Source organism: Muricoccus vinaceus, from assembly GCF_042433125.1.
Taxonomy (GTDB): Bacteria; Pseudomonadota; Alphaproteobacteria; order Acetobacterales; family Acetobacteraceae; genus Roseomonas; species Roseomonas vinacea.
Genome location: NZ_JBHLVZ010000037.1, coordinates 29,230 through 41,315, shown reverse-complemented (window position 1 = coordinate 41,315; position 12,086 = coordinate 29,230). Strand labels below are relative to the sequence as shown.

11 protein-coding genes are annotated in these 12,086 nt (G+C 74.1%); 5 read left to right on the top strand and 6 right to left on the bottom strand.

The window, feature by feature from the left end; translation table 11 throughout:
• The first annotated feature begins 27 nt into the window (after positions 1-27).
• Positions 28-1,332 (top strand): MFS transporter, encoded by a 1,305-nt coding sequence (locus ACFFIC_RS14425; protein ID WP_377051477.1) that lies wholly within the window; start codon positions 28-30, stop codon positions 1,330-1,332.
• A 28-nt stretch (positions 1,333-1,360) separates the two neighbouring features.
• Here the strand turns inward: ACFFIC_RS14425 and ACFFIC_RS14420 are convergent, their stop codons facing one another.
• The 3 genes from ACFFIC_RS14420 to acnA all read right to left on the bottom strand — a co-directional run bounded on the left by ACFFIC_RS14420 (position 1,361) and on the right by acnA (position 5,920).
• Positions 1,361-2,122: a metallophosphoesterase family protein gene (locus ACFFIC_RS14420; protein WP_377051475.1), complete on the bottom strand. Its 762-nt coding sequence runs from the start codon at positions 2,120-2,122 to the stop codon at positions 1,361-1,363.
• Between the two features lie 10 nt (positions 2,123-2,132).
• A complete protein-coding gene (locus ACFFIC_RS14415; RefSeq protein ID WP_377051559.1) occupies positions 2,133-3,029 on the bottom strand; it encodes a diacylglycerol/lipid kinase family protein in 897 nt (298 codons plus the stop codon).
• Positions 3,030-3,214: 185 nt separating this feature from the next.
• Positions 3,215-5,920 (bottom strand): aconitate hydratase AcnA, encoded by a 2,706-nt coding sequence (gene acnA / locus ACFFIC_RS14410; RefSeq protein ID WP_377051473.1) that lies wholly within the window; start codon positions 5,918-5,920, stop codon positions 3,215-3,217.
• A 93-nt stretch (positions 5,921-6,013) separates the two neighbouring features.
• Between acnA and ccmA the strand changes: the two genes are divergently transcribed.
• Genes ccmA through ACFFIC_RS14390 form a run of 4 tightly spaced genes read left to right on the top strand, consistent with a single transcriptional unit; the run spans position 6,014 to position 9,101 of the window.
• Positions 6,014-6,613 carry a heme ABC exporter ATP-binding protein CcmA gene (ccmA, locus tag ACFFIC_RS14405; RefSeq protein ID WP_377051471.1) on the top strand — a complete coding sequence of 200 codons (600 nt, stop codon included), beginning with the start codon at positions 6,014-6,016 and terminating at the stop codon, positions 6,611-6,613.
• Positions 6,610-7,260 carry a heme exporter protein CcmB gene (gene ccmB / locus ACFFIC_RS14400; protein WP_377051557.1) on the top strand — a complete coding sequence of 217 codons (651 nt, stop codon included), beginning with the start codon at positions 6,610-6,612 and terminating at the stop codon, positions 7,258-7,260. The genes ccmA and ccmB overlap by 4 nt, the downstream gene beginning before the upstream one ends.
• Positions 7,261-7,292: 32 nt before the next feature.
• On the top strand, positions 7,293-7,706 hold the full coding sequence (locus tag ACFFIC_RS14395; RefSeq protein WP_377051469.1) for a hypothetical protein: 414 nt from the start codon (positions 7,293-7,295) through the stop codon (positions 7,704-7,706).
• Positions 7,707-7,751: 45 nt separating this feature from the next.
• Positions 7,752-9,101 (top strand): alginate lyase family protein, encoded by a 1,350-nt coding sequence (locus ACFFIC_RS14390; protein WP_377051467.1) that lies wholly within the window; start codon positions 7,752-7,754, stop codon positions 9,099-9,101.
• Here the strand turns inward: ACFFIC_RS14390 and ACFFIC_RS14385 are convergent.
• From ACFFIC_RS14385 to tsaD, 3 genes are all read right to left on the bottom strand, one after another.
• The gene (locus tag ACFFIC_RS14385) at positions 9,073-10,050 is read right to left on the bottom strand and encodes an NAD(P)H-dependent glycerol-3-phosphate dehydrogenase (RefSeq protein ID WP_377051555.1); all 978 of its coding nucleotides are present in this window, start codon (positions 10,048-10,050) and stop codon (positions 9,073-9,075) included. The two genes, ACFFIC_RS14390 and ACFFIC_RS14385, sit on opposite strands and share 29 nt — an antisense overlap.
• Positions 10,051-10,139: 89 nt before the next feature.
• Positions 10,140-10,964 carry a 23S rRNA (adenine(2030)-N(6))-methyltransferase RlmJ gene (locus tag ACFFIC_RS14380; protein WP_377051465.1) on the bottom strand — a complete coding sequence of 275 codons (825 nt, stop codon included), beginning with the start codon at positions 10,962-10,964 and terminating at the stop codon, positions 10,140-10,142.
• Positions 10,961-12,007 carry a tRNA (adenosine(37)-N6)-threonylcarbamoyltransferase complex transferase subunit TsaD gene (gene tsaD, locus ACFFIC_RS14375; protein ID WP_377051463.1) on the bottom strand — a complete coding sequence of 349 codons (1,047 nt, stop codon included), beginning with the start codon at positions 12,005-12,007 and terminating at the stop codon, positions 10,961-10,963. Before tsaD ends, ACFFIC_RS14380 begins: the two co-directional genes overlap by 4 nt.
• Between the last annotated feature and the right edge of the window lie 79 nt (positions 12,008-12,086).

The following is a 12,086-nucleotide window of genomic DNA, read 5'->3' as shown; positions in this document are numbered from 1 at the left end:
AGGTTGGGGGGAGGGTGCGACGGCCCCATGAACGCGCCGAACACAGCACACCATGCCACAGCCGAGGCCGCCGGTTGCGGCGTTCCGGGGGCGATGACGGGCGCCCCGCCTGGCGCGCCGCTCCCCACCGCGATCGCGGTGGATGTGCCGGACCAGGTCCCGCCCGGAACCCGGCCAGGGGAGCCCCTGGCGCGGCTGGCGCTGCTGCTCGCCACCAGCTTTCTCGGGGTCGGCGTGGCCATGCCCTTCCTGCCGCCCTTCCTGGCCGGCAAGGGCCTGGGGCCTGAGGCGGTGGCGCAGGTGCTCTTCGCGGGCTCGCTGATCCGGTTCACCGTCAGCCCCGCCATGGGGCGCCTGGCCGACCGCCTGGGCGACGGGCGGCGGCTCCTGATGCCCTGCGCGGCCGTGGCCGCCCTCGCCGCGCCGCTGTTCCTGCCGGCGGAGGGGTTCTGGGCGGTGCTGCTGGTGCAGCTTCTGTTCGCCGCCGCCATGGCGCCGCTCAGCCCCCTGGGGGAGGCGATGACGCTGGCGGCCACGCGGCGGGCGGGGGCGGATTACGGGCGGGTGCGCTCGGCGGGCTCGGCCGCCTTCGTGCTGGGGGCGGTGGGGGCAGGATGGCTGGCGGGCTGGGCGGGCTATGCGGCGGTGCCCTGGCTGCTGGCCGGGTCCTATGCCGCCGCGGCACTGGCGGCCTGGGCGCTGCCGCGGGCGGCGGTGCCGGCGCCGCCTTCCGGCGCCCAGCGCGGCGGGTTCCGGAAGGTCTTTCCGCTGCACCTGCTGCGCCGGCCCGGCTTCGCGCGGCTGGTGCTGATCACGGGCCTGATCCAGGGCAGCCACGCCGCCTATTACGGCTTCGCCTCCATCCACTGGGCGCGGGCGGGGCATTCGCCGGACACGATCGGCCTGCTGTGGGCCGAGGGGGTTCTGGCCGAGGTCCTGCTCTTCTTCTGGGCGCGTCCGCTGCTGGGGCGGCTTTCCCCGCGGGCGCTGATGCTGCTGGCGGCCGGCGTGGGGGTCCTGCGCTGGTGCGCGCTGGCGGCCACCACCGAACTCTGGGCGCTGGTGCCCTTGCAGGCGCTGCACGCCATCACCTTCGGGGCGCAGTACATGGGCGCCATGCGCTGGCTCGCCGCCCGCGCGCCGCCCGGGGAGGCGCTGTCGGCGCAGAGCCTGCACGCGGCGCTCGGAAACACGGGGGCGCAGGCCCTGGCCATGCTGGCCGCGGGCGCGCTCTACGCAGGCCTCGGCGCCGGCGCCTTCCTGGCCATGGCCGCGCTCTGCGCGCTGGCGGTGCCGGTGGCGCTGGGATGGATCGAGGGACGGGGAGACTGAAGCCCGGGGCGTGCCCGGGCGGCGGCGCTCAGGACCAGGCGGCGCCGTCCCAGTGATGCGCGGTCCAGCGGGCGCGGCCGTTCTCCACCACCACGCGGTTGTAGGCGTTCTGCTCCCCCCGCAACCGGGTGGAGGTGGCCGATCCCGCCTGCAGCACGAGCAGGCTGTCGCCATCCTTGGCGGTGACGGCATGGAGGTTGTGGAAGCCCACATGCAGGTGCCCCGAGAGCACCAGCCGCACGCCGGCCTGAGCGAGGTCGCGCAACGCGCGCTCCCCGCGCTTCACCACGGGCGTGTCGGGCCGCTCGGGCGGGGCGAGGAAGGGGTGGTGGGCGACCACGATCCGGAAGGGCCCCTCCGGCAGGCGGCGCAGGCGCCGCAGCAGGCGCAGCAGGCCGGAGCGCGGGATGGTCCCGTTCTCCCAGTTCAGGTGCAGCCCTCCGCGCGAAACGGTGTTGAGGCCGAGGACCTGGATCTCCTCGTCCTCGTAGACGGGTTCCGTTTCGGGGGAGATCATCGCCTCCCAGCGCCCGAAGGGGTTGAGGAGCCGCTCCCACAGGTAATAGGCGGTGATGTCGTGGTTCCCCGGCACGGCAACCCAGGGCACCGTGAGGGCATCCAGGAAGGCGCGGGCGGCGCGGAACTCGCGCGGGCGGGCGCGCATGGTTAGGTCGCCCGAGATAACCACGAGGTGCGCGGGATCGGCGTTCAGCCGGGCCAGCAGCGCGTCGGAGGCGCGGTGGTCGATCCGGCTGAAATGCAGGTCCGAGATGTGGTCGATGATCCTCACCCCGGCGCGCCTACCCGGCCGCCGCCGGAGGGGGCGCCAGCACCGTCAGCGCGCGCGGGCGGATGGCGTATTGCAGGGGAGTGCGGAGAATGAAGGCCTCCCCGTCGTTCATTACCCGCAGGCTCTTGCGGCGCGAGCGGATGATGAAGGCGGGGCCCGACACGATCTCGATCTCGCGCGAGCGCTTCCACATGCCCAGCGCCATGGACAGCAGCATCTTGGCCGACCAGCCGATCGAGAAGCGACGGCTGACATAAAGGTGCAGCGCCCCGCCATCGAGGCAGGGGCGGTGGAACATGCGCCCCGTGCCCTCCTCGTAGTCGTTGTTCACGACCGACAATGCCCGGGTCCAGATGCGCCAGGGCTTGTGCCAGCCGGGGGCGTTGATCATCAGCCGATGCGGCCGCTGGCGCAGCAAGGTGCGGATGGCGGCCGCGAAGACGCGCAGGAGGGAGCGCCAGCTCTTCTCCCGCCGGTGCAGCTCGCGGTAGCGGTTGATGGTGTTGGGCAGGCCGATCACGGACTGGCAGAAGAAGGCCTCGCCGTTCACCTCCCCCACGTCGATCGCCCGCGGCTCGGACCGGCCCAGGGCCAGTGCCGCCTCCACCGGATCCAGCGGCATGCCGAGGTCGCGCGCTAGGAGGTTCAGCGTGCCCAGCGGCAGCACGGCCAGGGTCCGGCCGCTCTCGGCCAGGCGGGCACCGACGGAGCGGATGGTGCCGTCCCCGCCGCCCACGATGATCACCGGCGCATCGGTGGCGATGGCGGCCTCCACCCGGCCGCCCATGTCGGGCGCGGCATCCTCGGCGATGACCGTCAGGTCGAAGCCGGCGGTGCGGAGGGCATCGAGAATCAGGCGCGGCAGCTCCGGCCGTCCGGCCAGGGTGCCCGCGCGCCCGTTCATCACCAACACGGCCCGCTTGGTGGGGCGCCGAACGTCCAGTGCCTTGATCCCCTGTTCCCGCGCCGCCGAACGCGGGGCCGTGCACCAGGGTTGCGCGGCCGGTCCGGTGGGAAGACGAAAAGACGGCATGGAAAGGGGCGCGGACCCTTCGGCCCGCGCCCCCTCCATGCCGCACGACGCGCGACGGATCAGGCCGCGACCTTCACCCCCGCCATGGAGCGCAGCACGTAGTGCAGGATGCCGCCCTGCTTGTAGTACTCGACCTCGTCGGCCGTATCGACGCGGCACTGGACCTGGGTGCGGGTCTCCGTGCCGTCCGGGCGGTGGATGACGATGTCGAGCAGCATCCGGGCCTTCAGATCCTCCAGGCCGAGGATGTCGATCGTCTCATCGCCGGTGATGCCGAGGCTCTTGCGGTCCTCGCCCGGCTTGAACACCAGCGGCAGCACGCCCATCCCAACCAGGTTGGAGCGGTGGATGCGCTCGAAGCTTTCGGCGATCACCGCCTTCACGCCCAGCAGCATGGTGCCCTTGGCCGCCCAGTCGCGGGAGGAGCCGGTGCCGTATTCCTTGCCGCCGAAGATCACCAGCGGCACGCCCTCGGCCTTGTAGCGCATGGCCGCGGTGTAGATGGGCATCACGTCGCCCGAGGGCTGGTGCTTGGTGATCCCGCCCTCGATGCCCGGAACCAGCTCGTTCTTGATGCGGATGTTGGCGAAGGTGCCGCGCATCATGACCTCGTGGTTCCCGCGGCGCGCGCCGTAGGAGTTGAAGTCGTCCTGCCGGACCTGATGCTCCAGCAGGTACTCGCCGGCGGGCGAGGCCTTCTTGATGGAGCCGGCCGGCGAGATGTGGTCGGTGGTGATGCTGTCCGCGAGCTCCGCCAGGACGCGCGCGCCGTGGACGGAGGCGATGGCCGCCGGCTCGGGCGAGATGTCCTCGAAGTAGGGCGGGTTCTGCACGTAGGTGGAGCCCGAGTTCCAGCGGTAGGTGTCGCTGCCCAGCTCGACCTGGATGCCCTGCCAGTGCTCGTCGCCCTTGAAGACGTCGGCGTAGCGGGACTGGAACATGGTGCGGGTGAGGACGCGGTGGACGACCTCGTTGATCTCCGCCTGCTCCGGCCAGATGTCGCGCAGGTACACGGGCTGGCCATCGCTGCCGGTGCCGAGCGGCGCCGTGGTGATGTCCTTGGTGATCGTGCCGGCCAGGGCGTAGGCGACCACCAGCGGCGGGGAGGCGAGGTAGTTGGCGCGCACGTTGGGGTGCACGCGGCCCTCGAAGTTGCGGTTGCCGGAGAGCACGGAGGCGACCACGAGCTTGTTGTCCTCCACCGCGTCCACGATGGCGTCCGCCAGCGGGCCGGAGTTGCCGATGCAGGTGGTGCAGCCGTAGCCGACGGTCTGGAAGCCCATCGCGTCCAGCTCGGCCTGCAGGCCGGAGGCGTTCAGGTAGTCGGTGACCACCTGGGAGCCGGGGGCCAGCGAGGTCTTGACCCAGGGCTTGGGCTTGAGCCCCTTGGCCCGCGCCTTCTGCGCGACGAGGCCGGCGGCCACGAGCACATAGGGGTTGGAGGTGTTGGTGCAGGAGGTGATGGCGGCGATCACCACGTCCCCGTGGCCGAGGTCGTAGTTCGCGCCGGCCACCGGCACGCGCGCATCGGCGGGCGGGGCGCCGGGGGCGGCAAGGGCGGGCAGGTCGCGGACAAAGGAAGCGGCGATGTCGGTCAGCACCACCCTGTCCTGCGGGCGCTTCGGACCGGCCATGGACGGCACGACGGTGGAAAGGTCGAGCTCCAGCATGTCGGTGAAGACGGGGTCGGGCGTGCTGTCGTCGCGCCACATGCCCTGCGCCTGGGCGAAGGCCTTCACGAGGGCGATGCGGTGCTCCTCGCGGCCGGAAAGGCGGAGATAGCCAAGCGTCGCCTCGTCCACCGGGAAGAAGCCGCAGGTTGCGCCGTATTCGGGAGCCATGTTGCCGATGGTCGCGCGGTCGGCCACGGGCAGGTGCGTCAGGCCCTGGCCGTAGAACTCCACGAACTTGCCGACCACGCCCTTCTTGCGGAGCATCTGCGTGACGGTCAGCACGAGGTCGGTGGCGGTGACGCCCTCCTTCAGCTTGCCGACCAGCTTGAAGCCGATGACGTCGGGGATGAGCATGGCGATGGCTTGGCCGAGCATCGCGGCCTCCGCCTCGATGCCGCCCACGCCCCAGCCGAGCACGCCGAGGCCGTTCACCATCGTCGTGTGGCTGTCGGTGCCGTAGCAGCTGTCGGGATAGGCGTACTCGTCGCCCGCATCCGTCGCGGTCCAGACCACCTGGGCCAGGTATTCGAGGTTCACCTGGTGGCAGATGCCGGTGCCGGGGGGAACGACGCGGAAGTTGTCGAAGGCGGCCGAGCCCCAGCGGAGGAACTCGTAGCGCTCGCCGTTGCGCTCGTACTCGATGTCGACGTTCCGCTTCAGCGCGTCGGCGGTGCCGGACACGTCCACCATGACGGAGTGGTCGATCACGAGGTCCACGGGGACCAGCGGGTTCACCTTCTGCGGGTCGCCGCCGAGCTTGAGCATGCCGTCGCGCATCGCGGCGAGGTCCACCACGGCGGGGACGCCCGTGAAGTCCTGCATGAGGATGCGCGCGGGGCGGAAGGGAACCTCGCGGTCGGATTGGCCCTTCTCGAGCCAGCCGGCGATGGCCTTGGCGTCGTCGACCTTGTAGGTGCCGCCGTTCTCGAAGCGGAGCACGTTCTCCAGCAGCACCTTCAGGCTGTTCGGCAGCCGCGTGAAGTCAGTGCCCAGCGCGCGGCCGGCCTCGGGGATGGAGAAGTAATGGTAGGTCTTGCCGTCGACGGACAGCGTGCGCCGCGTCTTGAGGGTGTCCTGGCCGATCTTGCTCATGCTTCGCAACTCCCCGGGTATGCTTGAATTTCGGCGCTGCTTGAAGCATGGCAAGGGTTTCCGGTCCAGGGGCGGGACCGTTTTCCAGGGGGAATGACAGGGGTGCTGGCGGCGGATGATCTGGCCGCCCGGCGCGGCGGCAGGGTGGTCTTCGCCGGCCTGTCCCTGCGCGCCGCCCCGGGGGAGGCGCTGCTGCTTCTGGGCCCCAACGGAGCCGGGAAATCGACCCTGCTGCGGGTGCTGGCGGGGCTGCTGCGGCCGGCCGCGGGACGCCTGACCTGGGAGGGGGAGCCGGTGGCGGCGGATGCGGCCGCCCATGGGGCGCGCACCCGCTATCTCGGCCACCAGGATGCGATCAAGCCGGCCCTGACGCCGCTGGAGGACCTTTCCTTCTGGGCCCGGCTGCGGGGCGGCGATCCCGGCGAGGCGCTTGGCGCGCTCGGCCTCTCGGCCCTTGCCGGGCTGCCCTGCCGGACGCTTTCCGCCGGCCAGCGGCGCCGGCTTGCCCTGGCGCGGCTGATGCTGGGCGACGCGCCGCTCTGGCTGCTGGACGAGCCGACGCTCGGGCTCGACGCCGCCTCCGTCGCGCGCCTGGGGGTGCTGCTGGCCGCGCAGCGGGGGCGGGGGGGCATCGTGCTGGCGGCCACCCACCTGCCGCTGCCCCTGCCCGGCGCGCGGGAGGTGTCGCTCTGATCCCGGTCTTCCTGCGCGAGCTGCGGCTGGCGCTGCGCCATCCGGCGGAGGCGCTCGCGGCGGTGCTGTTCTTCGTGATCGTCTGCGCGCTGTTCCCCTTCGGCGTCGGCCCCTCGCCCGAGGCCCTGGCGCGGCTGGCGCCGGGCGCGCTGGTGACGGCCGCGCTGCTGGCCGCCCTGCTGCCGCTGGACCGCCTCTTCGCCGCCGAGGCCGAGGACGGCTCGCTCGACCTGCTGCTGACCGCGGGCCTTCCGCCGGCGGGACTGGCCGCGGCCAAGGCGGCGGCGCACTGGGCGGTGACGGGCGTGCCGCTGCTGCTGGCCGCGCCGGTTTCCAGCGCCCTCCTGGCCCTGCCGGTGGAGGCCTGGGGGGTGGCGGTGCTGGCGCTGGGCCTGGCCTCGGCGGTGCTGTCGCTGCTGGGCACGCTGGGGGCGGCGCTGACCCTGGGTGCGCGCCGGGGTGGCGTGCTGCTGCCCCTGCTGGTGCTGCCGCTGGCCGTGCCCGTGGTGATCTTCGCGGCGGGCGCCATCGAGGCGGCCTCGGCGGGCGGGGAGCCGCGGCCTTTCCTGCTGCTGCTGGGCGCCTTCCTCGCCGGCGCCCTGCCGCTGGCGCCGCTCGCCGCCGGGGCGGCGCTGCGGGAGGGTTGAATTGCCCGCGGCTTTCCGGCGTTAGTATTGGTATGGCATTCAAAGGAAAGCCGCCGGGCTCCGGCTCGGGCGAGATGTCGCGGCGCACGGTGGCGCTGCGCCCTGCCATCGCGCTCGAACCCCGCCAGCGAGACGAGGCCAGGCGCCTGCGCCGCGCCGGGCACGAGCCCGCCTTTATCGCCGAAACCATCGGCGCGCCTCTCGAGGAGGTGGAGAAGGCCCTTGTCCAGATGCGGATGCCGCGGCCGGAAACCACGCGCGGCACGCTGAACGTGACCCTGGCCGCCCATGCCCTGGTGACGAAGGAGCGCAAGGGGAACGAGCCCATGTGGCAGACCATGGACCGCATGCTGGACGAGCTGCTGCGGCTCCGCGCCGCCGAGGCCACCCGCGCGCGCCGCCGGCGCGAGGACGAGGGCGCGCTGCCCTTGTTCCCGGAGGGTTGAGGCGCCGGGCCTGACGGGGCCGGGCGCGCGGTGCAGAGTGGGCCGATGCTCCTCCGTCGCGTCGCGCTGATCCTGTGCTGCATGCTCTGGTGGCCCGGGGCCGGACCCGTCCTGGCCGAGGCGGCGCGGGGTGGTGGCCCCGCGCCGCGCCCGGGGGTCCATGCACCCCGCCCGATGGCCCAGGCACAACGGCCCGCCGGGAAGCCGCAAGCGGCCCGGTCGCGGCCTGCCGCATCGCGCGCCCTGGTCCGGGCGGTGCGGCCCACGGCGCGCCCCCCGGCCCCGGCCGGCGCGGCGGCCCGCGCCGCGCCCATCGCCGTGCCGGCCGGCGCGGCGGTCGCGCGGCAGGGGGTGCCGCCCCTGGGAGGGCCCTTCCTTCCCGCGCCAGCCCCATCCGGCGAGCCGGGCCGCTGCGAGGCGCCGCCCAGCCCCGTGCGGAACCTGGAAAGCACCGGCTTCTACATGGACCCCGCCTTCTCCCGCCCCGATCTCACCCGCATGCGCGCCGACGGGGAGGCGGCCCGGCCGCTGCGGGACTGGCTGGCCCTGGTGCAGCGCGCAGTCGCCCGCCACCGCGCCGGGGAGGCCGGGGCGGCGGCCTGCGCTCTGGAGGCGCTGGACCAATGGGCCAAGAACGATGCCCTGCTGGGCGCCTTCAACCTGCAGGGCGGCTACCACCGGAAGATGGTCCTGTCCGGCGCCGCGCTCTCCTTCCTGGCGATCCGGGATGCGCCGGGGCTGGATGCCGTCCGCCTGGGCCGCACCGCGCGCTGGCTGGGCGCGGTGGCCGAGGCGGTGCGGCCGCATTACGACCGCAAGTCCGTCGCCATCATCAGCGACATCCGCAACCACGAGGCCGCCTGGGCGGGGCTGGCCGTGGCGGCGGCGGGCATCGCCAACCGCGACCGCGCGCAGCTCGACTGGGGCATCGCCCGGCTGCGCGCCCAGCTTGCCCAGGTGGACGAGCGCGGCGTGCTGCCGCAGGAGGCGAAGCGGGGCGCCATGGCGCTGCGCTACCACCTTCTCGCCTTCGACGCCGTGGCGGCGCTGGAGCGGCTTGCCTCCGCCAACGGCATCGCGCTGACGGATGGGGAGCGCGCGGCCTATGGCCGGCTGCGCGACCTCTGCCTGGCCGCGGCCCGCGATCCCCTGCGCATGGAGGCCATCGCGGAGGCGGCGCAGTCGGACATCTGGGTGGGGGAGGGTGGCCCGCTGGCCGAGGCGGATGGGCTGGAGATCGCCGCCGCCGCCGCCCCCGATGCCCTGCTGGAGGAAGCGCTGGCGCCCTCGCGGCCGTTTTCCTCGCCCTGGCTGGGCGGGGTGGTCACGGGGTGGTGGAAGGGCGGGGCCGCCGGCGCCCCGCCGCTCACTCCGACCGCGCGGGACGGCCCATGAGCCTGTCCACGGCCTCGCCCACCGCGAGCGTGCCCTCCAGCACGGCGGCCACCGCGGCGCAGACCGGCAACTCCACCCCCGCCCGCGCCGCGCGGGCGAGAAGCGCGGGGGCGGTGGCGACGCCTTCCGTGACGGATTGCCGCCCGCCCAGAACCTCGGCCGCCGCCTCGCCGCGCCCGAGCGCGAAGCCGAGGGAGAAGTTCCGGCTGCCCGCCCCCGCGCAGGTGAGCATCAGGTCGCCCAGCCCCGAGAGCCCCGCCACCGTGTCCGCCCGCCCGCCAAGGGCGACCACCAGCCGCGCGATCTCCGCCAGGCAGCGCGTGACCAGGGCGGCGCGGGCGTTCTCGCCCAGCCCCGCGCCCATCACGGCGCCGGCGGCGATGGCGGCCACGTTCTTCGCCGCGCCCGCCACCTGCACGCCCAGCGGGTCCGTGCCGGCATAGACGCGGAAGGTCGGGGAGGAGAGGCGGTCCACGGCCGCCTCTCGCAGCGCCGGGTCCGTGCCCGCCAGCACGGCGGCGGCGGGCAGGCCCTGGGCCACCTCATGGGCGAAGTTGGGCCCGGACAGGACGGCGGCGTGCAGGTCCGGGCGCGCATGGGCCAGGATCTCCAGCGGAAAGCGCAGCGTGCCGCTTTCCACGCCCTTGGCCACCACCAGGCTGGGCGGCAAAGGGCCGAGGCGGTCCAGCACGGCGCCGAGGTGCTGGGTCGGCACGGCCAGGACAGCCAGCCCCGCACCCTGCAGGGCGGCGCGCGCATCGGCCGTCACGGACAGCGCGTGGGGCAGGGGAGCGCCGGGCAGGTGGCGCGCGTTCTCGCGCAGGGCGTGCATGGCCTGGGCGCGGGAGGGTTCCCGCGCCCAGAGCGACACCTCGCCCCCGGCCCGGAGCGCCTGGAGCGCGAGCGCGGTGCCCCAGGCCCCCGCGCCGATCACGGCGACCTTGGCCATGCCGCCTCCCCCGGCACCTCGCCCGCCGCCTTCCCGGCTGTCTTCCTGGCTGCCCTCCCGCGCGCTTCGCGGGGCAGTGTCCTGGCCGCTCATTCCGGCGCCACCTCCGTCACCGCCCAGCCGTCGCCGCGTTCCCCGTCGCTCAGCCGCGCGTGAAGCGCGGCCAGGAGCGCCCGCGCGGTTCCGGCGAAGCCAAAGGGCGGATTCACCACCAGGAGGCCGCAGCCGTTCAGGCGGGTGGGGTCGGTGGGCTCGCGCAGCCACAGCTCGCAGGCCAGCACGTCCCGCAGGCCGGAGGCGGCCACGGCGTCGGTGAAGGCCCGCACCGGGGTGCGGTGCTTGATGGGGTACCAGGCCGCCTGCACCGCCGGGCGGAAGCGCCCGGACAGACGGGCCATGGCGGCGGACAGGCGGTCGAACTCGCCCTCGGCCTCGAAGGGAGGGTCGAGCAGAACCAGCCCGCGGCGCTCCGGAAAGGGGGTGAGGGCGCCGATCGCCTCGTAGGCGTCGCGCCGGTGGATGGAGACCTGGGCATCGCCCCGGAAGGCCGCGCGGAGGGCGGCGGCATCCTCCGGGTGCAGCTCGCACAGGGTGAGGTGGTCGGCGGGGCGCAGCATGGCGCGCACCAGGGCGGGGCTGCCGGGGTAGGTGCCGGCGGGAAAGCCGCGCACCAGGGTGAGCCAGGGCAGCAGGGGACCGTCGCGCACCGTTTCCAGCCGGCCGATCCCGTCACGCCACTCGCCGGTGCGGCGGGCCTGCTCCGATTGCAGGTCGTAGAGGCCGATGCCGGCATGGGTGTCGAGCACGCGGAAGGGCGTGGCCTTGCGCGCCAGCGCCGCGACGATGGCGTGCACCAGGGCGTGCTTCATGCAGTCCGCGAAGTTCGCGGCGTGAAAGGCGTGCCGGTAGTTCATGGAGCGGGCGCCGCGGCGGGCGGCGCCATCTCGTCGAGCGGCCAGCGCGGGCGGGGGGCGTGGTCCCAGGGGTCCGTGAGGCTGGCGCGCAGTCGCTCGATCCCCGCCCAGGCCACCATCACGGCATTGTCCGTGCAGAGGCGGATCGGGGGCGCGACCATGGGCAGGCCGGCGCGGGCCGCCACCGCCGCCAGCGCCGCGCGGACGCCGCCGTTGGCCGCGACCCCGCCGGACACCACCAGGGCCGTCGCCCCCGGCGCCATGGCCAGCGCGTGCCGTGCCCGGTCCGCCACCACGGCGGCGACGGAGGCCTGGAAGGCGGCCGCGATGTCGGCGGGGTCGGCCGTGCCCCTGGCCACCACCTGCGCCACTGCGGTCTTGAGGCCGGAAAAGGAGAAGTCGCAGCCGGCGCGCCCCAGCAGCGGCCGGGGCAGGGGCACGCGGGCGGCATCGCCCCCGGCGGCCAGCCGTTCCAGGTGCGGACCGCCCGGCCAGGGTAGGCCCAGCAGCTTGGCGGCCTTGTCGAAGGCCTCGCCCACAGCGTCGTCCAGCGTGGTGCCGAGGCGCCGGTAGCGGCCCAGCCCTTCCACGGCCACGCACTGGCAATGCCCGCCCGAGAGCAGCAGCAGCAGGTAGGGGAAGGCCGCGCCGCCCGGGAGCAACCCGGGAAGGCGCGGGGTCAGCGCATGGGCCTCCAGGTGGTTCACCGCCACGAAAGGCAAGGCATTGGCCAGCGCCAGGCCCTTGCCGAAGCTGGCGCCCACGATCAGCCCGCCGATCAGGCCCGGCCCGGAGGTGGCGGCCACCCCGCCGAGACCGTGGGGCACGACGCCCGCGCGCTCCATCACGCCGGCCACCAGCCCCGGCAGGTGGGACAGGTGGGCGCGCGCCGCCAGCTCGGGGACCACGCCGCCGAAGCGGGCGTGGTCCTCGGTCTGGCTGAACACCGCCTCGGCCAGGATGGTGCCGTCGGGCGCCAGCACGGCGGCCGCCGTTTCGTCGCAACTGCTCTCGATGCCCAGGACCGGACCGGAAAGGTCCATCCGCCATGCCCCCACGAATGAGGGGCGGCTTCTAGAGCATTTTCGCCCCAGGGAGGATCCGCCGGGCCGGATAAGTCCA

Excerpts from the sequence above, each read along its gene's own strand:
- ACFFIC_RS14390 (WP_377051467.1), top strand. The coding sequence starts at position 7,752 with ATGCTCCTCCGTCGCGTCGCGCTGATCCTGTGCTGCATGCTCTGGTGG.
- ACFFIC_RS14385 (WP_377051555.1), bottom strand. The coding sequence starts at position 10,050 with ATGGCCAAGGTCGCCGTGATCGGCGCGGGGGCCTGGGGCACCGCGCTC.
- ACFFIC_RS14425 (WP_377051477.1), top strand. The coding sequence starts at position 28 with ATGAACGCGCCGAACACAGCACACCATGCCACAGCCGAGGCCGCCGGT.
- ccmA (WP_377051471.1), top strand. The coding sequence starts at position 6,014 with ATGACAGGGGTGCTGGCGGCGGATGATCTGGCCGCCCGGCGCGGCGGC.
- ACFFIC_RS14380 (WP_377051465.1), bottom strand. The coding sequence starts at position 10,964 with ATGAACTACCGGCACGCCTTTCACGCCGCGAACTTCGCGGACTGCATG.
- ACFFIC_RS14395 (WP_377051469.1), top strand. The coding sequence starts at position 7,293 with ATGGCATTCAAAGGAAAGCCGCCGGGCTCCGGCTCGGGCGAGATGTCG.
- acnA (WP_377051473.1), bottom strand. The coding sequence starts at position 5,920 with ATGAGCAAGATCGGCCAGGACACCCTCAAGACGCGGCGCACGCTGTCC.
- tsaD (WP_377051463.1), bottom strand. The coding sequence starts at position 12,007 with ATGGACCTTTCCGGTCCGGTCCTGGGCATCGAGAGCAGTTGCGACGAA.